Source organism: Okibacterium fritillariae (genome assembly GCF_052783725.1).
Genome location: NZ_CP199917.1, coordinates 3034691 through 3057861, shown reverse-complemented (window position 1 = coordinate 3057861; position 23171 = coordinate 3034691). Strand labels below are relative to the sequence as shown.

At 68.9% G+C, this 23171-nt stretch carries 25 protein-coding genes; 16 read left to right on the top strand and 9 right to left on the bottom strand.

Features of this window, described 5'->3' with window-relative positions:
* Positions 1–140: 140 nt before the first annotated feature.
* From ACUWEX_RS14030 to ACUWEX_RS14020, 3 genes are all read left to right on the top strand, one after another.
* The gene (locus tag ACUWEX_RS14030; RefSeq protein WP_445996646.1) at positions 141–1133 is read left to right on the top strand and encodes an ATP-binding cassette domain-containing protein; all 993 of its coding nucleotides are present in this window, start codon (positions 141–143) and stop codon (positions 1131–1133) included.
* On the top strand, positions 1130–1942 hold the full coding sequence (locus ACUWEX_RS14025) for an ABC transporter permease (RefSeq protein WP_079728775.1): 813 nt from the start codon (positions 1130–1132) through the stop codon (positions 1940–1942). Before ACUWEX_RS14030 ends, ACUWEX_RS14025 begins: the two co-directional genes overlap by 4 nt.
* Before the next feature lie 75 nt (positions 1943–2017).
* Positions 2018–2866: a CPBP family intramembrane glutamic endopeptidase gene (locus ACUWEX_RS14020; protein WP_079728774.1), complete on the top strand. Its 849-nt coding sequence runs from the start codon at positions 2018–2020 to the stop codon at positions 2864–2866.
* 31 nt (positions 2867–2897) lie between these two features.
* On the opposite strand, the gene ACUWEX_RS14015 is transcribed toward ACUWEX_RS14020, so the two are convergent.
* The 3 genes from ACUWEX_RS14015 to ACUWEX_RS14005 all read right to left on the bottom strand — a co-directional run bounded on the left by ACUWEX_RS14015 (position 2898) and on the right by ACUWEX_RS14005 (position 7104).
* A complete protein-coding gene (locus ACUWEX_RS14015; RefSeq protein WP_445996645.1) occupies positions 2898–5897 on the bottom strand; it encodes a DUF2207 domain-containing protein in 3000 nt (999 codons plus the stop codon).
* 157 nt (positions 5898–6054) lie between these two features.
* Positions 6055–6384 (bottom strand): hypothetical protein, encoded by a 330-nt coding sequence (locus tag ACUWEX_RS14010; protein ID WP_445996644.1) that lies wholly within the window; start codon positions 6382–6384, stop codon positions 6055–6057.
* A gap of 132 nt (positions 6385–6516) precedes the next feature.
* A complete protein-coding gene (locus ACUWEX_RS14005) occupies positions 6517–7104 on the bottom strand; it encodes a DUF1349 domain-containing protein (RefSeq protein ID WP_445996643.1) in 588 nt (195 codons plus the stop codon).
* Positions 7105–7165: 61 nt separating this feature from the next.
* Here ACUWEX_RS14005 and ACUWEX_RS14000 point away from each other — a divergent pair, with 61 nt between their 5' ends.
* From ACUWEX_RS14000 to ACUWEX_RS13970, 7 genes are all read left to right on the top strand, one after another.
* Entirely contained in the window at positions 7166–7759 is a 594-nt protein-coding gene (locus ACUWEX_RS14000; RefSeq protein WP_445996642.1) for a sugar O-acetyltransferase, read from the top strand.
* Entirely contained in the window at positions 7759–8310 is a 552-nt protein-coding gene (locus ACUWEX_RS13995; protein ID WP_445997653.1) for a TetR/AcrR family transcriptional regulator, read from the top strand. Before ACUWEX_RS14000 ends, ACUWEX_RS13995 begins: the two co-directional genes overlap by 1 nt.
* Before the next feature lie 131 nt (positions 8311–8441).
* Entirely contained in the window at positions 8442–8852 is a 411-nt protein-coding gene (locus ACUWEX_RS13990; protein WP_079728768.1) for a (R)-mandelonitrile lyase, read from the top strand.
* Positions 8853–8876: 24 nt separating this feature from the next.
* Positions 8877–9911: a zinc-binding dehydrogenase gene (locus ACUWEX_RS13985; RefSeq protein ID WP_445996641.1), complete on the top strand. Its 1035-nt coding sequence runs from the start codon at positions 8877–8879 to the stop codon at positions 9909–9911.
* A gap of 105 nt (positions 9912–10016) precedes the next feature.
* On the top strand, positions 10017–10349 hold the full coding sequence (locus ACUWEX_RS13980) for a PadR family transcriptional regulator (protein WP_079728766.1): 333 nt from the start codon (positions 10017–10019) through the stop codon (positions 10347–10349).
* Complete coding sequence (locus tag ACUWEX_RS13975; RefSeq protein WP_079728765.1) at positions 10346–11266, top strand: hypothetical protein; 921 nt, start codon at positions 10346–10348, stop codon at positions 11264–11266. The genes ACUWEX_RS13980 and ACUWEX_RS13975 overlap by 4 nt, the downstream gene beginning before the upstream one ends.
* A gap of 32 nt (positions 11267–11298) precedes the next feature.
* A complete protein-coding gene (locus ACUWEX_RS13970) occupies positions 11299–11748 on the top strand; it encodes a hypothetical protein (RefSeq protein ID WP_079728764.1) in 450 nt (149 codons plus the stop codon).
* Positions 11749–11752: 4 nt separating this feature from the next.
* Here the strand turns inward: ACUWEX_RS13970 and ACUWEX_RS13965 are convergent, their stop codons facing one another.
* Positions 11753–12769, bottom strand: a complete 1017-nt coding sequence (locus tag ACUWEX_RS13965; protein ID WP_159449548.1) for a LacI family DNA-binding transcriptional regulator — start codon at positions 12767–12769, stop codon at positions 11753–11755.
* A gap of 59 nt (positions 12770–12828) precedes the next feature.
* Here ACUWEX_RS13965 and ACUWEX_RS13960 point away from each other — a divergent pair, with 59 nt between their 5' ends.
* Both ACUWEX_RS13960 and ACUWEX_RS13955 read left to right on the top strand, forming a co-directional pair.
* A complete protein-coding gene (locus ACUWEX_RS13960; protein WP_445996640.1) occupies positions 12829–14151 on the top strand; it encodes an MFS transporter in 1323 nt (440 codons plus the stop codon).
* A complete protein-coding gene (locus ACUWEX_RS13955; protein ID WP_079728762.1) occupies positions 14148–14378 on the top strand; it encodes a LacI family DNA-binding transcriptional regulator in 231 nt (76 codons plus the stop codon). Before ACUWEX_RS13960 ends, ACUWEX_RS13955 begins: the two co-directional genes overlap by 4 nt.
* Before the next feature lie 148 nt (positions 14379–14526).
* Here the strand turns inward: ACUWEX_RS13955 and ACUWEX_RS13950 are convergent, their stop codons facing one another.
* Genes ACUWEX_RS13950 through ACUWEX_RS13940 form a run of 3 tightly spaced genes read right to left on the bottom strand, consistent with a single transcriptional unit; the run spans position 14527 to position 16136 of the window.
* Positions 14527–14844 (bottom strand): transcriptional regulator, encoded by a 318-nt coding sequence (locus ACUWEX_RS13950; protein ID WP_143785508.1) that lies wholly within the window; start codon positions 14842–14844, stop codon positions 14527–14529.
* Positions 14834–15316 carry a hypothetical protein gene (locus tag ACUWEX_RS13945; RefSeq protein WP_445996639.1) on the bottom strand — a complete coding sequence of 161 codons (483 nt, stop codon included), beginning with the start codon at positions 15314–15316 and terminating at the stop codon, positions 14834–14836. Before ACUWEX_RS13945 ends, ACUWEX_RS13950 begins: the two co-directional genes overlap by 11 nt.
* Positions 15317–15371: 55 nt before the next feature.
* A complete protein-coding gene (locus ACUWEX_RS13940; protein ID WP_079728759.1) occupies positions 15372–16136 on the bottom strand; it encodes an SDR family NAD(P)-dependent oxidoreductase in 765 nt (254 codons plus the stop codon).
* Positions 16137–16217: 81 nt separating this feature from the next.
* Between ACUWEX_RS13940 and ACUWEX_RS13935 the strand changes: the two genes are divergently transcribed.
* Complete coding sequence (locus tag ACUWEX_RS13935) at positions 16218–16766, top strand: TetR/AcrR family transcriptional regulator (protein ID WP_079728758.1); 549 nt, start codon at positions 16218–16220, stop codon at positions 16764–16766.
* Positions 16767–16810: 44 nt separating this feature from the next.
* On the opposite strand, the gene ACUWEX_RS13930 is transcribed toward ACUWEX_RS13935, so the two are convergent.
* Positions 16811–17251 (bottom strand): VOC family protein, encoded by a 441-nt coding sequence (locus tag ACUWEX_RS13930; RefSeq protein ID WP_445996638.1) that lies wholly within the window; start codon positions 17249–17251, stop codon positions 16811–16813.
* A 421-nt stretch (positions 17252–17672) separates the two neighbouring features.
* Here ACUWEX_RS13930 and ACUWEX_RS13925 point away from each other — a divergent pair, with 421 nt between their 5' ends.
* A complete protein-coding gene (locus ACUWEX_RS13925) occupies positions 17673–20423 on the top strand; it encodes a DUF4062 domain-containing protein (RefSeq protein ID WP_445996637.1) in 2751 nt (916 codons plus the stop codon).
* Entirely contained in the window at positions 20420–21274 is an 855-nt protein-coding gene (locus tag ACUWEX_RS13920) for a hypothetical protein (protein WP_445996636.1), read from the top strand. The genes ACUWEX_RS13925 and ACUWEX_RS13920 overlap by 4 nt, the downstream gene beginning before the upstream one ends.
* Positions 21275–21740: 466 nt before the next feature.
* Here ACUWEX_RS13920 and ACUWEX_RS13915 read toward each other — a convergent pair whose 3' ends face one another.
* The gene (locus ACUWEX_RS13915) at positions 21741–22610 is read right to left on the bottom strand and encodes an SDR family oxidoreductase (RefSeq protein WP_445996635.1); all 870 of its coding nucleotides are present in this window, start codon (positions 22608–22610) and stop codon (positions 21741–21743) included.
* 261 nt (positions 22611–22871) lie between these two features.
* Between ACUWEX_RS13915 and ACUWEX_RS13910 the strand changes: the two genes are divergently transcribed.
* The gene (locus ACUWEX_RS13910; RefSeq protein WP_143785505.1) at positions 22872–23105 is read left to right on the top strand and encodes a hypothetical protein; all 234 of its coding nucleotides are present in this window, start codon (positions 22872–22874) and stop codon (positions 23103–23105) included.
* Positions 23106–23171 lie beyond the last annotated feature (66 nt).

The window sequence follows — 23171 nt, the reverse complement described above, 5'->3', positions numbered from 1 at the left end:
ATGAGCGGGACGAGCGCCATGACCGAGGCGAGCGCGGTGCAGGCGCGGGCGCCGGGCCGCACCGGTTCGATGCCCCTCGGCGGAGGCCGCTCCGCCTGCCGGTGGAGGTGCCGCGCGCGCCGGGTCGGTAGCGTCGGATCATGGGGATCGACGACGACCGAGCGGGCCACGACCCGCGGCACGACACCGCCATCGACGTGCGCGCGCTGACCAAGAGTTTCGGTGACGCCGAGGTGGTGAGCGGCGTGGACCTGTCGATCGCGCGCGGCGAGGTGTTCGGCATCCTGGGGCCCAATGGTGCCGGTAAGACGACGACCATCGACTGCCTCGCGGGTCTGAGCGCCGCAACGTCGGGTTCGGTGCGCGTGCTCGGCCTCGATCCCGTCGCCGACCGGGCCGCCTTCACCGCCCGGGTGGCCGTGCAACCGCAGGCCGCCAGCCTCTTCGACCACCTCACGGTCGCCGAGACGCTGCGCCTGTTCGCGTCGTTCCACGCGCAGCCCGCGCCCCTCAAACCCCTCCTCGCCGAGGTCGGTTTGACCGCCGACCAGGGCATCCGCGCGAAGCACCTGTCGGGCGGTCAGACGCGCCGGCTGCTGCTGGCCGTCGCGCTCATCGGCGACCCCGAGCTCGTCATTCTCGACGAACCGGCCGCGGGCCTCGACCCGAGCGCGCGCCTGCACCTGTGGTCGACCATCCGGGCGCTGCGCGATCGCGGTGTCACAGTGCTGCTCACCACGCACGACATGGAGGAAGCCACGGCCCTGTGCGACCGGGTGGCCATCCTGGTGCGCGGCGAGATCGTCGCGTCGGGTTCACCGGCCGACCTCGTGCGGCAGAGCGCGGGCGAGAGCACGGTGCGCTTCGTGGTGGCGGCGGGCACCGACCTCGGCCCGGTCGAGCGGATGGAGGGGGCCAACGCGGTGTCGACCGAGAACGTGGCGGGCGGCATCCGTGTCGTCGTGAAAACGGATGACCCGGACGGCCTGTTGCGCGCCATCACCTTCACGCCGGGGCTGCAGGCGCGCGAGTTCGCGGTGCATCGCAGCTCGTTGCAGGACCTGTTCGTCGAGCTGGCCGAGAACGTGGCATCCGGCCCCGCGCCCACTCATACCGAGGGGAGCGCCGAATGAGCGCCGTCACGCCGCCCACCGTCCGCCCGCGTGCCGCCGGCCCGGCGCGCCGATCACCCTTCGTCGAGGTCAGTCGCGCGAGCGCGCTCGAGCTGCTGCGCAACGGCAAGATCGTGGCGTCGATGATGTTCATGTTCGGCTTCTTCCTGTTGCTGATCGTGTGGCTCAACGCGGTGCTGGCCGGCAGCTCGGATGTCCCGGGCGGTGACTATCTGCGCCTGAACCTGGCCACCTGCATCGTCGTCGGCTATCTCGCCATCGCCATCACGGGAACGACCGTGCCCCTCGTCGCCCTGCGCGAACGCGGAACCCTGCGGCTGCTCGGCACCACACCGCTCAAGCGGCTCACGTTCCTGCTGGCGCAGACCCCCGCCCGTTTCGCGCTCGGGGCCGCCGAGGCCGTCGTCATCCTGGCGATCGCGATCGCGCGCGGCTATCTCGACCCGTTGCAGACGCTGCGTCTCAGCGTCACGCTGCTGCTCGGCCTCGTCATGCTGTTCTCGTTCGGCTACCTGCTGGCGTCGCGGCTGCGCAACGCCGAGGTGGCGAACCAGTTCACGGGGCTCATCCCGATCGTTGTGCTGCTCACCTCGGGCACCGTGTTCCCGCCGTCGCTCTTTCCCGACTGGCTGGTGCCCGTGCTGAACGCCATCCCCACCGCCTGGTTCATCCAAGCGGCCGGCGCCGACCTGTCGGGCTATACGCCCTTTACCAGCGTCTACGTGCTGTGGGCGCTCATGGCCGCGGCCACGGTCGTCGCGACGCTCCTCGCTGCGCGGCTGTTCCGCTGGGACATCCGCGAGGGGTGAGAAACGTTGCCTGTTCGGGTGCGCAGGAGCCGCTAGCGTTGGTGTCATTCCGGTCCGCCAGAGGAGAGGCTCGCCATGAGCGACACGACACCGACAATCGCCCCCGAGCCGCGGTCGCCGTGGAAACGCTTCTGGGAGCGGGGCGGGTGGTGGCGCGGGGTGCTCCTCGCGGCCGTCTACTACGGCATCTATCAGTTGCTGTCGATCGCCGTGAACGCCGTCTTCCCGGCGGGCGGTAGCGTTCGCGGTGAGCTGGGCAGCGCCATGGATGTGTTCCTCGGCACGGGCCTGCCGATCATCCTCGGCGGGGCTGTGCTGCTCGGCTTCGCGGCCTCGCTCGGTTGGGTGCGCGAGCTCTTCGGGCCGCAGCCGGTTCGCGGCCGCCGATGGATGTGGATCGGCATCGTCGTCGTCCTCCTCATCAACGTCTCGGCGCTCCTGTCGATCGACACGCAGTCGGCGGGCGCGGCGTTGATCGCGTCGTGGCTGTTCACGGGCCTCTTCGTGGGGCTCGCCGAGGAGCTTCTGACCCGCGGATTCGTCGTCAACTTCATGCGCAAGGCCGGCCACGGCGAGATCGCGGTGGCGCTGGTGTCTTCGGCGGTGTTTGCCGCTCTGCACGCCGGCAACTTCTTCACCACCGACCAAGGATTGTCGACGACGGCCACTCAGGTGGTCTACACGTTCTTCTTCGGCCTCATCATGTATCTGGCGCTGCGCCTGACGGGCCGCCTGATCTGGCCCATCTTGCTGCACGCCTCGACCGACCCGACGGTGATCATGTTCGCCGGTCATCCGTCGAAGGGAAACCCGCTCAGCATTCTCGCCTCGCTGAGCACCTACCTCATCACTGTTACGGGTCTCGTCTTGCTCATCGTCTTCATCGTGAGCGAGCGTCGACGCGCCCGTCGCGACCTCTCCTAATGGGCCTGCGCCTCGAACGGGCGCACAACGCTCACCGGTTTCGGGATGCTCGGGTGAGCACGAGTCCCGTCACCCCCAGCACCACCGAGGCGAGCGTGATGAGCGCGAGCGGCAGGAACGTGGGCTCGTCGCCGGGCATTTGCGCGCTGAGCCAGACGAAGAGGATGGCGCCCGACAGGACGACGGAGGGCATCAGCCAGCGGGCGAGGTCGCGGGGGATGCCGCGGCGGAACATGCCTGGGCTTCTCCGGGCTCCGGCGAATGCGACGGCGAGACCGAGCACAGAGCCGAGGCCGCCGAGCACGAACACGGCGAGCGTCACGGCGGCGGACGTCTGCTGCTCGGGCGTGCGCACTTGCTCGGTATTCGGGCGGTCAAACGTGCCGGCCGGGAAGTCGAGGGTTGCTCCCGCATCGTCATCCGTGAGCTCGGAGGGGTAGCCGGACTCACCATTGCGTTTCAGTTCGAGAACGTGCGTCTGGATGCCCTCCGCATCTGAGGATTCCTCGACAGAGGGGACCTTCGTGCCGGGTGTCGCCTCGAACTCACCGAAGGGGATAACCGCATCGCCCGGGGCGCCAGGCAGGCCAGAGGTGCCGGATGACTCGCTACCGGCCGTGTTCCAGCCACCGGCCGTCTGCTCCGCGGCAAGCTCGTCGGGCACGCGCAGCTCGAGTCGCAGCGGAGAGGGAGCGGGGTCGTCGCCCCAGTTCGCGTCGTTCGCCCATCCGGTCAGCAGGGCGCCCCAGGCCATCCGATCGACGGCGATGCCTGAAGAATCCTCGGCCGGCACGACGGGCGAGGTGAGGGCGTATTTGATGCGGATGTCGTGAGTTCCGGTCAGCACCTGGGACAGCTCGGTGGCGAGTAGGAGGGTGTCGGCATCCGGGGTCACGGAGAATTTCGCGGGCTCGCCATCGACGGTCACGCTCGACACCTCGAGGCCCAGGTCGTAGCCGTCGATGCTGCTGCGCCACTGCTGGGCGAATTGGGGCACGCGGGCGCCCTCGTCGCCGAATGACACCGAGACCTCCTCGGTGACCGCGAGACGTGCGCCGCCGTCATCCGCGCGCGTGAGTTCGGCGACGGCGTCGAAGGATTGCACCTTCGTGAAGAGGGTGCCGGTCACGTCGCCGCTGTAGGAGCGGTAGGCGACCGGGCCCGGGTAGGGGTTCGGCAGCACGGCGACCGCGACGATCGAACCGGCAACGAGCAGAAGCGAGAGGCCGCGGATCGCGGTGCGGGCACCCGCCGAGAGGGAGGACGCCGACGAGAAGTCGCCCCGGGATTCGCGGGCGCGGGCCGTCTCGCCGATGCTGCCCGCGATGAGCGCGGCGACACGCTTGCCGACCGGGCGCGGCGGGCCGAACAGCACGGCATAGGGCAGGAGTCGGTCGCCGACGGGGCCGCGCGCGGTGAGCTGCGTGCGCTCGGAGTACACGCCCACGCCGCGCAGATACTGCTTCACCAACGCGCCGCGCCGGGTGAGGGGCCGCGCCGAGAGGGCGATGGTCAGCACCAAGAGCGCGAGCACGGAGGACACGACGACGAAGGCCACCGGCCACCACACCACCGACAGCGTGGCCTGATAGGACAGCTGACGCAGCAACCCCCACTGCACGACCGTGAGCGCGAGCGGTGCCGCGATGAAGAGGTCGCGCACGAAACCGCGCGGGATGCGGCGCAGTCCCATCGTCAGCTGGGTGCGGCGTTCGGTGGCGACGGCCGAGCGCAGCAGCGCAAGAGGCAGGTCGCCGATGGTGCCGGTGCCCCGGGCGACGCGGGCCGCCTCGGCAAAGCGTGAGGTGCGCTCATCCGAATCGAGCCCGCGCCGTTGGCCGGCGCTGAGTGCCGCCGCGAGCTGGGCCGCACGCGGACGGCGCAACACCTGGGCCGCCAGATGTGGGCTGATGCCGGGCGGCGGTTCGTGCTGCGCCACGAACCAGGGCCGACCGCGCGCGTCACCCCAGGCGACGGCGCGCGCCGCGAAGGCGAGCAAGAAGGTCAGCGCGAGGAAGGCGAGCGGCGCGATCGGGCCGTAGACCTGCACCCAGTAGAGCGGCGTCTGCGGGGGCATCGTGAAGGCCCCGGGCTCGAACGACATCACGAAACCGGCGTGCGCGTGCGGCGGCACGTTCTCGTCCGAGATGAAGCGGTAGGTGACGTCGTCGGCCGAACCCGTCGCGGCCTGCGGTTCCGGGTCGAGCCAGACGCCGCCCGCCACCATGAGCCAGGTCAGGCTGCTGCGCGGCTGCCGGATGAGCTGCTCGTCCACGTCACGTGGGATCGTGACCGAGACGTCGAGGCCCGAGAGTCCCTGCGGCCAGGACGGGCCGAAGACATCCCATTTCAGCAGGTCGACCGGGCGGCCCGTGTCGGGGTCGATCGACGAAAAGGCCAGGTCGTGCAGGTTATAGCGCAACACGAATTCGTGGGTGCCCTGCAGGGTGTCGTCGCCCTCGAGCGTCAGGCGCACCTGGGTGGGTGTCTCCGAGCGGCCTACGTCGAGTGTCTTGCCATCCATCGTGGCTTCGATGCCGTCCGGTGTGAGCGCATGCCCCTGGTACTGGCTCGCGAGGGTGCGCTGGATGCCGCGCTCGCCGCCCGCGCCGTCACCCGCGTCGCTCGCCGCATCCGGAAATTGTGCGGTGATGCGCTCTTCGACCTGCACGTCCATGCGGCCGTCCTCGGCGCGGGTGACGCGGTAGTCGGCGGTGAACTGCCGCGCGATCCACGTGTCGGTGACGTTGGAGGCCGACTCGGTGATGTCGTCGAGCGTGAGGGGTTTGTTGATGACGGGGCCGACGAGCAACACGATGCCGGCGAACGCCACGAGCGCCCAGAACCCGCGCAGGCTGTAGCGCAGCCCGGGGCCGCCCTTCGACCGCAACCAGGCCTCGAGCGCCAGCAACCACCGCGACAATACGACCCACAACGGGCTGTGCTTCGGGGCCGGGTCGGGGATGCGTTCGTCTGAAGCGTCAGCCCCCGCCGCGTCTGCGGGCGGCTGTGCCGGGTCCTCGGTCGTCACCCTTCGAGTCTGGCACAGCACCGAGGTCGCTCAGGATGCTTCGCGCCGGGCTGTGCCAGCGCGGAACGCTCAGACACCGGGGTGCGCGAAAACGATCGAACGCGGCCGGAGCGCCTGATGCGGGCATCACGACGAGGATGCCGCGGGGCAGCTCGAGCTAGAAGTCGGCGTCGAAGTCGGACGGCCCGTCGTCGGCGCCCTCGCGGGGTTTGGGAGGCTGGAGGTTGCGGGTCTTCTCCCGCATCGATTCCAGTGCGGTCGGATCGTCGAGGTCGACGGCCCGGTCGAGTGCCGGCGAGGAGAAGAGTTGGCTCGCCGGGCCGAGAAGAAGTCGCGCTTCACCGCGCAAGGCTTCGTCCGAGAGGGCCGGAACGGTGACCAAATCCGATTTGCCGACGTTGGCCAGGGCTCGGGCGTACTCGACGACGGCCGTGCAGATCTCGTCTCCCAAGATGACGTATCCGCTCGCGTAGAAGAGCTTTTGCATGGTGTTCGTCCCCCTCGTCGTGACTGGTTCTGATAACGACGTTAGATGACCTCTCGGCGTGCGCGGCAGGGATTGACCTCGCCGAATCCTCGCGCTAATTTCCGACGCGGGGCTTCTGTCGGCCGGCGCCGCTCAGTGCTCGGGGTGCAGGCTCTCGTCGGTCTCGACGATGCGCCACGACGTGAAGTGAACCGTGAGGTCGGCTCGGGATGGCGCGCAGCACATCGGGCCCGCCGTGACCGCCGCGTCGGGGTCGAGGGGTGCGACGCGAACGAGCCGCCATGCCTCGTCGTCGACGCGGGCGCGGATGGTGAGAGCATCCCCGGATCGGCTGGCGCGAATCGTGACGAGGCGGCCATGCCAGCCGGGGATGGGGGAGAGTGACCAGTCGGACATGCCGCGCGTCACGACCGCGCCGAGGCTGTCTTCGCCGTCGCTGCGTTCGACGCCGGTCTTGATCCAGGTGGTGTCGTCGACCTTGACGAAGATGCCCGCCTGGTCGAACTGGGCCGAGAAGTCGAGGTGGAACGCGACCTCCATGGCCGAGTTTTGCTCGAACGGAACGAGCAGGGCGTGCTCGGTGTCGTGGATGAAGCCGTAGGACGTGATGCGCCAGGCGTCACTTTCTTCGACGGCGGTCACGCGCATGCCGTCGTCGGCGATCTCCACGCGCGCCGGAGGGGTCGTCCAGGCGCCCGAGTTCCAGTCGATATCGGTCATGGCGGATGTCCTCTCCTCAGCGCGGCCCGGCCGACCACGGCCCAAGCGTACACTTGTACACATGACGATCGACCACTTCCCCGGAGATTCCCGCAGCAACTACGAGCGGATGCTCGCCGGTGACGACTACATCGCCGACGACCCCGAGATGGCCCGCCGGGCCGGCCGCGCGGATCGCCTGGCCGACGCCTACTATCGAGCCACGCTCGCGGATGAGGCGGCCGCCCGACCCCTGCTCGTCGAGCTTCTGGGGTCGCTCGGCCCGGACGCCGTCGTGAAGCCGCCCCTCTTCGTGGACTACGGCGAGCACATCCACATCGGCGCGCGCACGTTCGTCAACTACAACCTCACGGCCCTCGACGTCGCCACCATCACCATCGGCGAGGACTGCCAGATCGGCCCGAACGTGCAACTGCTCACGCCGACGCATCCCGTCGCCGCGCAGCCCCGCCGCGACAAGATCGAGGGCGCCCAGCCCATCACGATCGGCGACAACGTGTGGCTCGGCGGCGGCGTCATCGTGTGCCCGGGCGTGACCATCGGCTCGGACAGCGTGATCGGCGCCGGCTCGGTCGTCACGCGCGACATCCCGGCCGGCGTCGTCGCGGTCGGCAACCCCGCCCGCGTGATCCGCGACATCGACGAGCCGCGGTGATGCAGGCACGGGCGCCGCGCCGCATTGATCCGCATCGACGTGAGCGTGTGATCGAAGCCTGCCTCGACGTGATCGCCGATGTCGGGGTCGACGGCACGACCCACCGGCGCGTGGCCGCGGCGGCCGATGTCCCACTCGGGTCCATGACCTACCACTTCGCCGGGATGGACGAGCTCCTCCGCGAGGCATTCACGCTCTTCGCCGATCAGGTCGCGACACAATTCGCGAGCCGCCTCGACAGTGCGACATCCGAGGAGGAAGCCGAGCGCGCCGTGGTCGACATCATCCTGCACGACACCTTCGGCACCGACCGCGACCTCGTCCTCACGCACGAGCTCTACACGCTCGCGGCCCGTCGGCCCGAATATCGCACGATCACACAGACCTGGATGGCTCGCAGCCGGGCCGCCCTCGAACGGCACTTCGACCCGTCGACCGCACGCTTGCTCGACGCCCTGATCGAGGGGCTCACCATCCACCGCGCTCTCGACGTGACGCGACCCGACGATGCACTCGTCGTGGAGGCGGTGCGCCGCATCCTGCGCCCCTGATCAACTGCCGGGTGACGCGATCCGAAGGGGGTTCTGCGAGTACCGGGCAAGACGCGACCTTCCTTACCGGCGCCTGACGCGGTTCAGTTAACGAGGATCACCTCGGCACACAGAACCCGACAGGACGCGACATGAACATCGAACCCGCCACCCCCACCACGAAGAACCCGCCTGAGCAGTTCGCGGGCGACGTGTGGCTCGACCCGATCGCGCTGCCGCACGAAGACGGGCAACACCTGGTCGTCGCCACCGTGCGGTTTGCACCCGGCGCCCGCACCGCGTGGCACTCCCACGAGAAGGGTCAGTACCTGCGGGTCACCGCGGGTGTCGGCCGCTTCGGCACGCGCGATGGCCAGATCATCGACGTGCACCCGGGCCAGACGATCTACACACCGCCGGGTGAGGAGCATTTCCACGCCGCGGCGCCGGGCGTGTTCATGGAGCACATCGCCATGCTCGAGAACGGCGACGACCCGTCCGCCACCACGAGGTGGCTCGAGCACATCACCGACGACGACTTCACCGGCACCTCGTCTCACTGACCACACACTTCGAAAGGAAAGCTCATGCGAGCCACATTGATGTACAAATCCGGCGACGTCCGCGTCGTCGAGGTGCCCGAGCCTGAACTGCGCGAAGCGACGGATGCAATCATCCGCGTCACCCATGCGTGCGTCTGCGGTTCCGACCTCCACCCCTATCACGACCTCGGGGACACGCCCGAGGGGCGACGCATGGGCCACGAGGCCATCGGCGTCATCGAGCAGATCGGCACGGATGTCTCGACCCTCGCCATCGGCGACACCGTGATCGTCCCCTTCGCCTGGTCTGACGGCACGTGCGCTTTTTGCCAGGACGGTGTCACGACGTCCTGCGTTCACGGCGGTTTCTTCGACGGAGCGTCCTCGGCGACGCAGGCCGAGAAGCTGCTGGTGCCGCAGGCGGATGGCACGGCCGTGAAGATCCCCGCGGGCACGGACGAGTCGTTCATGCCCTCGCTCCTCACCCTGTCGGATGTCTACCTCACCGGCTATCACGCCGCCATCCGCGGCGAGGTCGGCCCGGGCAAGACCGTCACGGTGGTCGGAGACGGCGCCGTCGGGCTCTCGGCCGTGCTCGCGTCGAAGCAGCTCGGTGCCGAGACGATCATCCTGATGGGCCGCCACACCGCGCGCACCGACCTCGGTCGCGAGTTCGGCGCCACCCACGTGGTTGCCGAGCGCGGAGAAGAGGGTGTCGCGAAGGTGAGGGAGATCACTGGCGGCGAAGGCTCGCACGTCGTTCTCGAGGCCGTTGGCCACATGCCCGCCTATGAGCAGGCCTACGGAATCATCCGCCCCGGCGGCACGATCAGCCGCGTCGGCGTTCCGCAGTATGAGGACGCCCCAGTGGGCTTCGGCTCGCTCTTCGGCAAGAACGTCACGCTCACCGGCGGGCCCGCCACCGTGCGCGCCTACCTCGAGGCCGCCATCCCGCAGGTGCTCGACGGCACCATCGACCCGGGCCGCGTCTTCGACCGCGAACTGCCGCTCGACGATATCGCCGAGGCCTACCGCCTCATGGATGACCGCGAGGCACTCAAGGTGCTCATCCGGCCGTAGTCGAGCCACATCCAACGCCACGTCAGAAGGGGTGCTGCCGATCGGCGGCGCCCTTTTTGCGTGCCCGCTTGTCACTACTATGCATTGCACGCTAACATGCAAAACATGACAGCTGATGTGGGGGCGCAGATCCGGAAGGGCGTCGTGGAATACTGCGCGCTCGGCATCCTGTCGCGCGAGCCGATGTATGGCTGGCGGCTGTCCGAGGAGCTGGTCGAGCGCGGCATGATCGCGAGCATCGGCACCCTCTACCCCGTGCTCGGGCGCCTGAAAGATCGCGGCCTGATCACGTCCTACGCCGGCGAAAGCGGGTCGGGGCCCGTGCGCAAGTACTACAAACTCACCCCCGCCGGGGAGGCCGAGCTGAGCGAATTCCGCCGCCAGTGGGAGCCGTTCACCCGTTCCGTGCAAGACATCGTGGCAGGAGACGACGCATGACCACCGTTCCCCCCGAGGCGCAGGCCTACCTGAAACGCCTCGACCGAGCGCTGCGGCCCGTGCCACGCGATGTCGCCTCGGCGATCCGAGCCGGCATCACCGAAGAGCTGGCGGGCCTCGAGCCGCAGGAGGCCGTCGATCGGGTCCGCTCCTTCGACGACCCCGAGGCGATCGCGGCTGCCGCGCTGGGAGAGAGTCGCGCCGACGCCCGGCCGGCCCCTCGGCGGCGGGCCCTCTGGATCGTCGGCGCCGTCGCGGTCGTCGTGGTGGTCGCCCTCGTCGTCGCGGCCTCGGTCTCGGGCTGGCTGTCGGGCCCAAGACCTGATCGCGACGCGCAGCCGGCTGGCCCCTCGGCAAGCGCGTTCCCCATGACCGATCTGGGCCCGTCGCCCGCCCCGGCCACGCCCGGCCCCGACGAGCTCGAGAAGCTGCGCCTCGAAGAACAGGACCGTCAGTGGGATGCCGTCACGGCCACCTATCCCGACGCCGTGCGCCCCGCCGACCCGTTCCAGGAATACCGCGACCCGAACGACTCGACGGCCCTTCTCGGATGCCTCACCGCCGCGGGCCTGCCCGTGGACCTCGGCTCGACGGTCGGCGGTGGCGGACCCGTCAGTGTGGGCACGAGCACCTCGACCGAGGCCGAAGAGGTCGCCTCGTTCACCTGCTGGGCGGGCTACCCCACGAAACCGGTCGCGCCGATGACGACCGCCCAGCTCGACTATCTCTACAGCTACCTGACCGAATACCTCGTGCCCTGCTACGAGGCCAACGGAATCACGAACGCCAAGGCGCCCAGCCGCGAGGACTTCGTGAGCCAGTGGCCGAACCAGGGATGGTTCCCCGACACGACCTCGGCTGCGCTGAGCGACCAGGAGCAGCAGCGCATCGACAGCACCTGCAAGCGACCGGACTGACGATGCGCTCGATACATCCTCGTCACCTTCGCGTGGTCACCCGCAACGTGATCGTCGCCGCGGCGCTCGTCACTGTGCTGGCGGGCTGCACGCTGCTCAGCCCCGAGCGGGGCGACTCACCGGCACCGACCTCGACGACGACGGATGCATCATCCGCGACGCCGACCGCAACGCCGACGCCCTCCCCGGTGCCCACCAACCAATTCGTCGACTCGGGCCCGACCGAATTCGCCACGGGCGACGCCACGGAGCTGCCCGACGGCGCCCTCCGCTATATCGTGCAACCGGGCGACGTCGGCAACGTGATCTGCGAACGATTCGGCCGCGACTACTGGCAGGGCTACCTGGCCGACGCCGACGGCAATCCTGTGAACGGCGCTCTGGGCTGCATGATCGTCAGCTTCCCCGGGGATGTCATGATCCTGACGCGCGACACCCGGGCCGAGGCCATCAAGCGCGCCCGGTTGTCCGCGCCCGAGTAGCGTTTCAGGCGGATTCGCGCACGAGAAGGTGCAGACCGACCAGGGCCTCGAGCATCCCGGGCGGGCCCGTTCGGTCGAGGACCTGTTCGAGCAGGCCGACGGCTGCCTCGGCGAAGGCGGTCTTGTCGATGGCCAGCGTCGTGAGTTCGGGGCTGCTGAGGCGGCCGATGTCGAGGCCGTCGATGCCGACGACGGCCACCTTGCTCGGCACGGGGACGTCGAGCCGGCTGAGGGTTTTCAGCACCCCCATGGCCATGACGTCGTTGTAGACGAGGATCGCGTCGGTGTCGGGGGCCTCGCGCAGGAGGCGTTCGGTGGCCGTCATGCCGCCGTCGAGGGACTCGTCGGCCGAGATCAGGGGGCGGCCCGGCCAATCGAGCCCGTGTTCGCCGACATACGTTTCATACACGTCGCGTCGTTCCCGCGAGCCCGCGTCGTCGGAGTCGATGAACGCGATGCGACGTCGGCCGGACGCGACGAGGTGGTCGAGCGCGGCGGTCACGCCCGAGGCGCCGTCGAGCACGACGCGGGCGTCGAGCCGGGGATGAGCGGGGCCGTCGAGCATGATGAGTGGCAGGCCCAGGCCGCCCTCGCGCAGCACCGCGGCGGGCAGGAGGGAGAAGGTGTCGGAGCGGCATCCGGTCAATGCGAGCGCATCGACACGCGAGGCGATCGAGGCGAGCTGCGCGCGACCCTTCTCGCGATCGGTGCCGATATCGCAGAGCAGCACACTCCAGCCGCGCTCGGCCGCGACGCGCGTGAGTGCCGAGGCGAGCTCGGCGAAATATGGGTTGCTCAGGTCTTCGAGTACCAGCCCAATCGTGGTCGTGCGCCCCTGCACCATGCTCTGGGCGCTCCGGTTCGGGCGGTAGTTGAGCTCGTTTGCCGCGGCCAATACGCGAGCCTTCGTCGCGGCGCTGACGTCGACCATGTCGTTGAGGGCCCGCGTCACGGTCTGGCGTGAGACGCCGGCTCGCGCCGCGACGTCGAGGATCGTGCTCGCGCCGCGTTCTCTTGCCATGGACTCGAGTGTACTGCTAGCGTCGCCTACGCCGTGAACGTTCACGGTGCTCATCTCGATTGGAGCTTCCCCTGTCTTCCTCCGCCGCCCCCGGCTCCTCTTCGCTCGATCACCGAGAGGCCCGTCGCGCCCGCATCGCCGTCGGCATCCTGTTCTTCACGAACGGCGCGCTGATCTCGAACCTCCTCCCGCGCTATCCCGAGATCAAGGATGACCTCGGCCTCACGAACACCGCATTCGGCGCGGCCGTCGCGGCCTACCCGCTGGGCGCGCTCCTGCTCGGGCTGACGGCTGGCATGCTCATCCGCCGCTTCCGCTCGTCACGGGTCGCCATCGCGGCGACGGTCATCACCGCGATCGGGCTCCTGCTCGTGGGAGTTGCCCCCGGCTGGATCGTCCTCGCCCTCGCGCTCTTCCTGGCGGGCGCGATGGACGCGATCACCGACGTCGCGCAGAACTCACACGGCCTGCGCGTGCAGCGGCTCTACAAGCGGTCGATCATCAACTCCTTCCACGCCATCTGGTCGATCGGCGCGGTCATCGGCGGCGTGATGGGTGCGGCCGCGGCGGCTCTCGGCGTGCCGCTGCTCCTGCACCTCACGATCTCGGCGGTCCTCTTCAGCGTCGCCGCGGTCGCGTCCTACCGCTGGCTGTTGGCAGGGCCTGAGCCGACTCCGGATGCCGCGCCCACCGTGGCCGAGCCGCTCGCCGGGTCGCTCGCCGAGCCGCTCCCCGCGTCGACCGCATCCCCGTCCCCGGCCGCATCCCCGTCCGCAACCGCGAAGCCCGGCGGCACCGCCTGGCGCTACGCCACCCTGCTCGCGCTCGTCGTCATCGCGGCCGGCGGCGCCATCGTCGAGGATGCCGGCAGCTCCTGGTCCGCCATCTACCTCTCCGACAGCCTGGGCGCCTCCGCGTTCGTCGCGGGCCTCGGCTTCATCTCGCTGCAGGGCATGCAGTTCGTCGGCCGCCTGCTCGGCGACCGCATGGTGGACCGTTTCGGCCAGCGCGCGATCGCCCGCCTCGGCGGCGCGCTCGCGCTGGTGGGAATGGGGGCCGCGCTCGCGTTCCCGAGCATCCCCGGAACCATCGTCGGCTTCGGGTTGGCCGGCTTCGGCGTCGCAACGCTCATCCCGGGCGCCATGCAGGCCGCCGACGAGCTGCCCGGCTTCAAACCCGGCGCGGGCCTCACGATCGTCGGATGGCTCCTCCGCCTCGGTTTCCTGCTCTCGCCGCCCCTCGTGGGCGCCATCGCCGACGCATCTTCGCTGCGTTTCGGCCTCATCCTCGTCCCCGTCGCGGGCCTGCTCGTCCTGATCTTCGCTCGCGTCCTCGCCACCCGCACCACGACCCGCACCGCCACCCCGGGCGTCGATCGATGACGGAACACCGAGCCCCCACGATCGCGGATGTCGCCGACCGCGCAGGCGTCTCCCGTCAAACCGTGTCGAGAGTCATCAACCACGACGCCTATGTCGCGAACGACACTCGGATCAGGGTTCTCGAAGCCATCCGCGACCTCGGCTACCACCCCAACGTCGCGGCCCAGGCCCTCGGCCGCCGCAACCGTCCGGGCCCGCGCGTGTCCTCAAGCGACGCGGACGCGTGAGGTGCGCCTTCTCGCGCCAGGCCACCCGCCAACCGCCGACCGCCGCCTGCTGACTGCCGACTGCTGACTGTTGCGCCGCGGCGGCTGCCGACCGCTGTCTGCTGACCGATGTGCCGCGGAGGCCGCACCGGTGCCATCTTTCAGACGCCTACTGGTCGCCCAGCGCCTCGGCGGCCAGCCGCTGCAGCGCCACGATGTGGGCGTCGAACGTGTATTGCCCGAGCGGCGTCAGGCTGAGCGTGGTGGTGAGGCGCTTGTCGGTGCGGCTCGAGGAGGTCGACTTCTTCACCGTCACGAAGCCGAGTTCGACCAGGCTGCGGACCGTCTTCGAGAGGTTTGCCTCCGACAGCCCGAGCGTGTCTTTCAGAACCGAGAACTCGGCGCTGTCGACGGGGCGCAAGAGGCCGCAGATGCGCAGGCGGTTCGGCGCGTGGATCGCTTCCGAGAAGCGGGCATCATCGGCCACGCCGCAGCTCCCGATCGAAGGCACGGTCATAGGCGCGGCCGCCCAGCCACATCACCAGGAATGCTGCGAGGGCGCTCGCAATGATCCACACGCCGTTCCCGGTGGCGGCGAGGGCGAACGACACCCCGAGCAGCAGCACGATGACGACACCCATGACGATGGCGACGGTGAGGCTGCGCGGTCCGGCCGTGTGGGTGATCGTCACGCCCGTCTTCTTTTGATAGGCCAGCGCGAGAAAGACGATGCCGAGCGAGGCGAACGTGACCAGCAGGGATTGCCAGATCGTCCCGGTGCCGATGGGCGAGCCGACGATGGCAGCGGTCGCGAGGGCGAGGAGCGGGTAGTACCAGCCCGGTGTCGCGACCCGATCCGCCAGGGCTGAGCGGTCTGACTGGAGCGCGCCCAGCGCTTCGCGCGCATCCCGATTGCGGTCGTCGGCGGGGTAGCGAGAGCCTTCGTAGTGACTTTCCATGTTGGAAACCATTTCACATGCCATCCGGTTAAGCAAGTGTTTTGGATGCCTCAGCTCATGCCTTGTCGCGGAACATCTTCTCGGCGATGCGCAGTCCGGTACGGGTCGGAAGGACTCTCGCGAGCGCCGCCAGCATTCTGTTGCTCCCGCCATCCACCACCGATGGCGCCGAACCGTGGAGCGCCGCCCATGCCGTGTCGACGACATCCTGAGGTTGGCGTTTCCCCTTCGCGGCACCGGGGTTCATGGGCGTGACGGTATCGCCGGGGGACACCGACAGAACGCGGATGCCGTGCTTCCGATTCTCTTCCGAGATGGCCTCGCTGAACAGGCGCACGTAGGACTTCGAGGCCCCATAGGCGGCGAGGTAGGGCGTCGCTTGATAACCCGCGACGCTCGCGATATTGATGATCGCGCCACGACCGGCAGCCCGCATCCGGATGATGGCGGCCTGGTTCACCAGCGTCAATGCGGCGATATTGAGGCCGATCATGCTCCGCAAGGCGGCGGGGTCGATGCGCGTGAGGTCTCCCTCGGGTGCGGAGCCGGCGCTGAAGATCACATGGTCCAGACGGGGCAGTTTCGCGATCGCCTCGACGAGCGTGGCGACATCCGACGCCTGCGAGAGGTCTCCCGCGTGCACGACGACCTCGTTCCCGTGGATGTCGGTCAATTCGGCGGCAAGGGAGTCGAGGGCGCTTCGCGACCGCGCGACGACGACTAGATCGAACCCCTTCGCGGCATAGTCCTGGGCGAACTGCCGGCCGATGCCGGAACTCGCCCCCGTGATCAGGGCAACGGGACGAAGAGATGCGGGCATCTCATTCCTTTCACTCGAGTGACACTCTAAACGGATAAGCTATCCGAACGGAAAGTCTATACGTTTCGCTAGAGTGGAAAGGTGGAAACGCAGCGGAGAGACGTCGTGCGCAACCGGCAGCGCATTCTGGATGCCGCGGCGGCCGCCCACGCGCGCGGAGAGGCCCTGGCGCTCAACGCCATCGCCCGCGCGGCTGACACGGGCGTGGCCACCGTCTACCGGCACTTCGCCTCGGTGGAGGCGCTCGAAGAAACCCTGGTTTGGGATCGGTTCGACGAACTGCGCGCGATGCTGCAACCGTCGAGTGCGGCATCCGTCGACTCGGTGCTCGAGAAGTACTTCGCACTTCTCCTGGGCGACCCGCTGTTCGAGACCGTGATCTCACGCGCCGAATGTGCTCTTGAGCGCACCGGCGAACTGCGCGACGAGTTGATCGAGGCTTTGTCGTCTTTCATGGGGCGCGAGGCAACCGGTGGGCGCCTTCGCGCTGACCTGGAGCCGGACGACCTGCTGGCGCTGCTGTGCGGTCTCGCTTATTCGGCGCGCACGCTCGGGGCAACGGCCGACGACCCCCGTGGCCGGCTGCTGTTCGCCGTCCTGATGTCTGGGCTCCGCCCGCCGCGACCGTAAAAACTAGTCGGCCGGCCGCCTCGCGGGCCTTCATGCGAGGCCGCTCATGAGCCTGCGTCAGCTCCCGTGCTGTCGCCCGAGGCGGCATCCCCGTCAACCGGCGGCTTCATCCAGAACGGCGAGTAGTGGTAGCCATCCGGGTCGTCGAATTGGCGCTGATACATGAAGGGGTAGTCATCCGTGTCGCCGATGCGGCCGCCCGCTGCACCCGCGCGTTCGACGAGCTCGTCGACGGCTTCCTGGCTGCCTAGATCGAACGAGACCGTGACTTTGGAGGGGGTGTCGGGCCCGCCGACGAGGTCCTCGGTGGCTCCGACGCTGGCGTACATCGCCCGGCTGCCGAGCATGATGTACTGCTCCGGCGCGATCGCGAAGCAGTACGCATCGGGCCCCGACATCTCGTCGTTGCGCTGCCAGCCGAGGGCCGTGTAGAAGGCGGTCGCGCGTTCGACGCTCTCGACCGGGCACGTGATGAAGATGGTCATGTGGCTCATGCTGGCGACCGGAGTGCCCGCCGTCAAGATCATCCGACACTGGTGCTTCTGACGCCCCTCGCCCTAGCGGGATTCCGCGAGTATTTGGCGGATTTCCGCAGGTGCCCTCCTGTTGCGACCGTTGAACGTCGCCGTGGGCCCGGTGTGCCGCTCGACGAGCGGCGCGTGACGCGTCGTGGTACTCCGTACCCACCCCGGGGGTGAGGTTTTCTGTACTTGAGGACGATGGCCGCGCAGGGGGAGCGCGGGATAGGGTGACGGCATCCCGCCCGGTCGATCGCGCCTGATCGACTGCACCCGTTCGAGGCCGCACGCGCCACACGGGGTCCTCTCGCCGAAGCTGTCGCCACGGACATCCTCATTTTTCACGCCGCCTGTGTGCGGTCACGAGAGCGCTCACATCGGATGCTTCATGAATCTCACTCCCGTTTCGATCAGAACCCCCGACCAACTTCTCCGCGTCTTCGTCAGCTCCACGCTGCGCGATCTGGCGGAGGAACGCCAGGCCGTGCGCGGCGCGATCGAGCGGATGCGGCTGGCCCCCGTGATGTTCGAGCTCGGGGCTCGCCCGCATCCCCCGCGCGACCTCTATCGCTCCTATCTGCAGCGCAGCGAAATCTTCCTCGGCATCTATTGGCGCCGCTACGGCTGGGTCGCACCCGACGAAACGGTCTCGGGTCTCGAAGATGAATACAACCTCGCGCCGCCCATGATGCCCCGCCTGATCTACATCAAGTCGACCGACGACGTGCTCGAACCGCGCCTGGTCGAGCTGTTGCAGCGCATCAAGAACGACGACCGCGCATCCTATAAATCGTTCGACACGGTGGAGGAGTTGCGCGAGCTGGTCGAGGCCGACCTGGCCACCCTGCTGGCCGACCGCTTCGACGCCTCCCTGAACGCGTCGGCCGACGGCGCCGCTGCCGTGATCGCGCCGCCGCAGCAGTACCTGCCGTCAGAGACCGGTGCCGGCGCCATCCCGGCCCCGCTGACCTCGCTGCTCGGGCGCGACCGCGAGTTCGAGCGGGCCCGGTCGCTCCTGTTGCAGGATGATGTGCGCCTCGTCACGCTGACCGGCCCGGGTGGCGTCGGCAAGAGCCGCCTCGCGATCGAGCTGGGCCGGTCTGTTCGTGAGGAATTCCCGGACGGTGTCGTCTTCGTCTCGCTCGCCGCCGCGCACGACGCCGACCAGGTGCCCGCGGCCATCGCCGATGCGCTCGGCGTGCGCGACACGGGTGCCGAACCCCTCGTCGACACGCTCACCACAGCGCTGCGGGGCCGCCGCGTGCTCATCATCGCCGACAACTTCGAGCAGGTCATGGGCGCGACGCCCGCCCTGATCGCCCTGCTCGCCGCGCTCCCCGGTCTGTCGTTCCTCGTGACGAGCCGCACGGTGCTGCGCGTGCTCGGCGAGTACCGCGTCGACCTCGGCCCGCTCGCCCTCCCCGCCGCCGTCGACCGCGATGTCGCGTCGGTGCTCGAATCGGCGGCCGTGCAACTCTTCGTGCAGCGGGCCCGCTCGGTGGCGCCCGAGTTCGTGGTCACCGAGGACAACGTGGCGGCCGTCGTCGGCATCTGCCGCAAGCTCGACGGCGTGCCGCTGGCGCTCGAACTGGCGGCGGCGAGCATCCGTTTGCTGCCCCCATCCGTTGTTCTCACGCGCCTCGAACAGCACCGCGGCCTCGTCTCGGGAACCCCGCACCTGCCCGCGCGCCAACGCAGTCTCGAGGACACCATCGAGTGGAGCGTGCAGCTGCTGCCCCCGCGCGAGAAGACCCTGCTGCAGCGGCTGGGCGTGTTCTCGGGCGGCTTCTCGCTCACCGCAGCCGAGGCCGTGGCGGGCGGCGGTGCCGCGGGTGACGGCACAGCGGGGGAAGGCGCCGCGGGTGAAGGCGCCGACGTCGACGTGCTCGAGAGCCTGGGCGCGCTCGCCGATTCGAGCCTCATCCGCCAGCAAGACCACGGCGAGGATGCGCGCTTCACCCTCTTCGGCTCGGTGCGCGACTATGCCCGCCGGGGCCTCGAAGCATCGGATGCCGGTGCCGCCACCCACCGCGCCCACGCCCGTTACTTCGCCGACCTGGGTCACGCGTCGGTACCGCTCCTGCGCGGCCGCACCCAGAACGCGACTATGCGTCAGCTCGCCGACGACCGCGACAACCTGCGCGCCGCCGTGCACTACTTCATCGAGCACCGCGAGTGGGATCGCCTGGCCCGCCTCGCCTGGGACCTCTACGTCTATTGGTGGATGGGTGGGCTGCTCAACGAGGTGCGGGGCTGGATGGATGAGCTGCTCGCATCCGGTGACGCCGTCGATGACTCGAGCCGGGCCGCCGCGCTCTACTACAGCCGCGCGATCACGTTCTGGCAGCAGCCGGTCGAGGTCATCCCGGGTCTGACCGAGAGCTCGACGCTCTTCCACGCCGCCGACGATCGCTCGGGGGAGGCCCTCGCCCGGACATCCCTGGCGCTCGCGCTCCTCACGACGACGCCGCCCGAACCCGCCGAAGCCGAGGACGAACTCGAACGATCCCTCACCCTCACGCGCTCGGCCGGCGACACGTGGGGCGAGGCGCTCGTGCTCGTGACGCTGGGCCGCGTGGCCATCTTCGACCAGAAGCTGCGCCGGGCGCTCAACCGTTTCGAAGAAAGCCTCGAGGTCGCGCGCCGTCAGGGCGACGACCTCAGCGCCGCCATCGCCGAGAACCACCTCGGCTGGGCGCACCTCATGCTCGGGGATGTCGACACCGCCCGCGTGCTGTTCCGAGAAAGTCTCAGCGCCTCGGCGCTCGTCGGGCACACCGAGGGCATGGCGTACGGCCTCGAGGGCGCCGTCGCGGTCGCCGCGGCCGACGGAGACATCGAGCGCACCGGCCTCCTCCTCGGGGCCTCGGAAGCGCTGCGCGAGCGGTCGGGTCTCTACAACGTGCCGACGTTCTCGTTCCACCAGCAGGCCATCGCGCCCATCCTGGCGGGCGATGCCGCGGCGCAACTGCTCGCGGCCCAAGAGCGTGGCCGCCTGCTCCTCCCGGCCGCAGCGGTCGCGCTCGCCGTGAGCCCTCCAACGCCGCGGCCTCCCGTTCCGGCCGAAGCCGAAGCCGAAGCCGGAGCCGGAGCCGAAACCGAAACCGTTTCCGACCTCGAACAGGCGGCCCGTTCATGACCGAGAGCACAGCGGTGGTCGACAAGCATTCCGCCGCCCGCCCCACCGGCGCCGAGCTCTACACCCGCCTCCTCGCCGCCTTCCTCCTCCCGTTCCTCGCGGCCGCCTTCGTCCTCCTCTACCTCCTCCCCGGCACCACAGACGCCCTCTTCGCCTGGACCATCGAGCCGCCCCTCACTGCCATGTTCCTCGCGAGCGCCTACCTCGGCGGCATCTGGTTCTTCGCCGCCGCCGCGCGCCCCGGCAACTGGCGCGCCGTCAACCGAGGCATCCCGGCGGTCCTCGTCTTCGCCACCCTCCTCCTCGTCGCGACCCTCCTCCACCTCGACAAGTTCCACCCGGGCCACATCTCGTTCATCGTCTGGTTCGCCCTCTACCTCACGACCCCCGCGCTCGTTGTCATCCTGATGATCGTCAACAGACACACGGATGACGGCACCCACGCCCCTCGCGACTACCGCGTCCCCCTCCCCACCCGCATCGTCCTCGCGGCCATCGGTGTCGCGTCGCTGGCCACGGGTCTCGCCCTCTTCTTCCAGGCGGATGCCCTCATCGCCGCCTGGCCCTGGACGCTCACCCCGCTCACGGCCCAGGTCATGGGCGCCGCGCTCACCCTCCCCGGAATCGTCAACCTCGCGCTCCTGCGCGACCCCCGCTGGAGCGCCTTTCGCACGGTCTTCCAGGCCCAGATCGTCAGCCTCGTCGCGATCGTCCTCGCCCTCATCATCCGCGCCGCCGACCTCAAACTGGCGCCCTCATCCGTCGTCTTCTGCGCCGGCATCGCCCTCTCGCTCGTCGCCTACGTCCTCTTCTACCTCCACAACGACCGCCGCAGCATCCGACCGCGCTGATGCCCAGGCACCTCGGCACTCGAGCTTGAAACCAGCACGAGGGACTGTCAGTGTGATCACTGCTGAAGTGTGACGCTTTGGGGGACCTGACTATCAGGGCGAGGCTGGGGGCCTATGAAACGCGTGCGAGTTCTCGCGCTCTACACGTTCTTCATTGTGTGGCTCCTAGCGACCACGCTTTATCACCAACGAACGTACTGGGGCGACGCTGCCCAAACCTGCCTACAGGCTCCAATCGGTACGGATGTCTCAGAGGGCGCCTATCAGGTGCACTCGTTTGTGCCTCTCGGCACAACCTGTGTCTCCTCCGATGGAAACGGGTCGCTGAGATCCGTATTCCTCCCCGAACCCTGGTGGGATTTCGGGATCCTCGTTCCCGTTGGCGTCGCGATCTTCGTGTTGGAACTACGAAGCGCGCGTCGACCCCGCCCGTGGCGCAGCCGCATGGCGCGCTCCGGATGCCCCGTCAGCGCGGCGTTCGCTGCAAGAAGGTCTCGAGGCTTTCCGGGGCCTCGCCGGTGATGGTCTCGACCGCGTCGCTCACGGGCGCCATGACGTTGCTGGCCACGGCGGTGTAGGTGCTCACCCAGGCGTCCACCTGCCAGTCCGGCGCTCCATAGGGGGCTCGCGATGCGTAGGCCTCGTCGATGCTCTCGTCGTAGAACGTGACGTCGCGCTCGCGGATGCGGCTGATCGTGGCGGCGACGTCGGCGAAGCTCAACGCCTCGGGGCCGGTGATGTCGTAGGTGCGCCCGGCGTGCGCGGCGGGATCGAGGAGCACTGCGGTAGCCGTGCGGGCGACATCGGCGCGAGAGACGAGTGCGACGCGACCGGTGCCGCCGGGTCCGCGGATGACGCCGTCTTCGCCGACGAGGGCTTCCATGAAGTCGATGTAGAAGCTGTCACGCAGGAAGGTCCACGACATCCCGGACGCCTTGATGTGTTCCTCGGTGGCGAAGTGGTCGCGGGCGAGCGTGAAGATCGCGTCGGGGGCTGCAGCCACGAACGATGTGTACACGATGTGGCGAACGCCAGCCGAGGCAGCCGCATCGACGAACGTGCGGTGCTGCTCGAGCCGATCGGCGCTTTCAGACGCGGACACCATGAACAGGGTCTCGACCCCCTTGAGCGCTTCGGCCGCCGCCGAGGCATCGCCATAGCTGGAGCGGTGCACGGTGCTTCCCGCCAACTGCGGTGCCTTCGCCGGGTCACGCACGAGAAGCCGCTGGGGCACGCCATAATCAGCGAGAGCGCGGGCCACGAGCCCGCCGACCACGCCGGTTGATCCGGTGACGGCCAGTGTGGCTGCAGCTGCATTCGTCTGGGCATCGCTCACGTGAAGTCCTCCTCGATGATGACGGCGGATGTCTCGCCGCTCGTAACGGCCGCCGCCTGCTCACGCGCAACAACCCCCCACAAGCTTCCCCCGTCGACAACCGCGCTTCAAGGGCCGCCGCATACGCACTTTCGGGTAAGCGGTGCCGCGCGAGCCTCCCAATACCCCCGAACGGGTGACAAGGGTGCGGGGTCTGTGGAAGGGTGTTTGCACGCCTCGACCGGTTGGGGCCGGGGAACACGAATCAGGATGGGGACGATCATGAAACGTAAATCACTGAAAGCAGCGGCGGTCGCAGCGGTCGCCGGGGGACTGCTTTTTGCAGGCATCCAGCCCGCCCAGGCCACTCAGGCCGTCTACTACTACGAGTCATTGGGCACCTGCTCTCAAGCGGCCGACCGCTACGCGCAAAGCGCCACAATCGAGCAGTTCTGCACGGTCGATGCCTACATCAATGGCGTCCCGTATCGCTGGCGTCTCATGGTGAACTTCTAACCGACACTCTGTGCAGCGTCGCTGTCTCGTCACCGTTCAGTTAGCCAAACGTCTAACGGAGGCGGA

What these genes read in the sequence shown, in the direction of transcription:
- ACUWEX_RS13930 (WP_445996638.1), bottom strand. Translation starts at nt 17,251, where the DNA reads ATGACCATCTTCATCACGTGCCCGGTCGAGAGCGTCGAACGCGCGACC.
- ACUWEX_RS13980 (WP_079728766.1), top strand. Translation starts at nt 10,017, where the DNA reads ATGACAGCTGATGTGGGGGCGCAGATCCGGAAGGGCGTCGTGGAATAC.
- ACUWEX_RS13965 (WP_159449548.1), bottom strand. Translation starts at nt 12,769, where the DNA reads ATGGCAAGAGAACGCGGCGCGAGCACGATCCTCGACGTCGCGGCGCGA.
- ACUWEX_RS13940 (WP_079728759.1), bottom strand. Translation starts at nt 16,136, where the DNA reads ATGCCCGCATCTCTTCGTCCCGTTGCCCTGATCACGGGGGCGAGTTCC.
- ACUWEX_RS13995 (WP_445997653.1), top strand. Translation starts at nt 7,759, where the DNA reads ATGCAGGCACGGGCGCCGCGCCGCATTGATCCGCATCGACGTGAGCGT.
- ACUWEX_RS13910 (WP_143785505.1), top strand. Translation starts at nt 22,872, where the DNA reads ATGAAACGTAAATCACTGAAAGCAGCGGCGGTCGCAGCGGTCGCCGGG.
- ACUWEX_RS14030 (WP_445996646.1), top strand. Translation starts at nt 141, where the DNA reads ATGGGGATCGACGACGACCGAGCGGGCCACGACCCGCGGCACGACACC.
- ACUWEX_RS14005 (WP_445996643.1), bottom strand. Translation starts at nt 7,104, where the DNA reads ATGACCGATATCGACTGGAACTCGGGCGCCTGGACGACCCCTCCGGCG.
- ACUWEX_RS13955 (WP_079728762.1), top strand. Translation starts at nt 14,148, where the DNA reads ATGACGGAACACCGAGCCCCCACGATCGCGGATGTCGCCGACCGCGCA.
- ACUWEX_RS13975 (WP_079728765.1), top strand. Translation starts at nt 10,346, where the DNA reads ATGACCACCGTTCCCCCCGAGGCGCAGGCCTACCTGAAACGCCTCGAC.
- ACUWEX_RS14020 (WP_079728774.1), top strand. Translation starts at nt 2,018, where the DNA reads ATGAGCGACACGACACCGACAATCGCCCCCGAGCCGCGGTCGCCGTGG.
- ACUWEX_RS14025 (WP_079728775.1), top strand. Translation starts at nt 1,130, where the DNA reads ATGAGCGCCGTCACGCCGCCCACCGTCCGCCCGCGTGCCGCCGGCCCG.
- ACUWEX_RS14010 (WP_445996644.1), bottom strand. Translation starts at nt 6,384, where the DNA reads ATGCAAAAGCTCTTCTACGCGAGCGGATACGTCATCTTGGGAGACGAG.
- ACUWEX_RS13985 (WP_445996641.1), top strand. Translation starts at nt 8,877, where the DNA reads ATGCGAGCCACATTGATGTACAAATCCGGCGACGTCCGCGTCGTCGAG.
- ACUWEX_RS13945 (WP_445996639.1), bottom strand. Translation starts at nt 15,316, where the DNA reads ATGGAAAGTCACTACGAAGGCTCTCGCTACCCCGCCGACGACCGCAAT.
- ACUWEX_RS13990 (WP_079728768.1), top strand. Translation starts at nt 8,442, where the DNA reads ATGAACATCGAACCCGCCACCCCCACCACGAAGAACCCGCCTGAGCAG.
- ACUWEX_RS14000 (WP_445996642.1), top strand. Translation starts at nt 7,166, where the DNA reads ATGACGATCGACCACTTCCCCGGAGATTCCCGCAGCAACTACGAGCGG.
- ACUWEX_RS13925 (WP_445996637.1), top strand. Translation starts at nt 17,673, where the DNA reads ATGAATCTCACTCCCGTTTCGATCAGAACCCCCGACCAACTTCTCCGC.
- ACUWEX_RS13920 (WP_445996636.1), top strand. Translation starts at nt 20,420, where the DNA reads ATGACCGAGAGCACAGCGGTGGTCGACAAGCATTCCGCCGCCCGCCCC.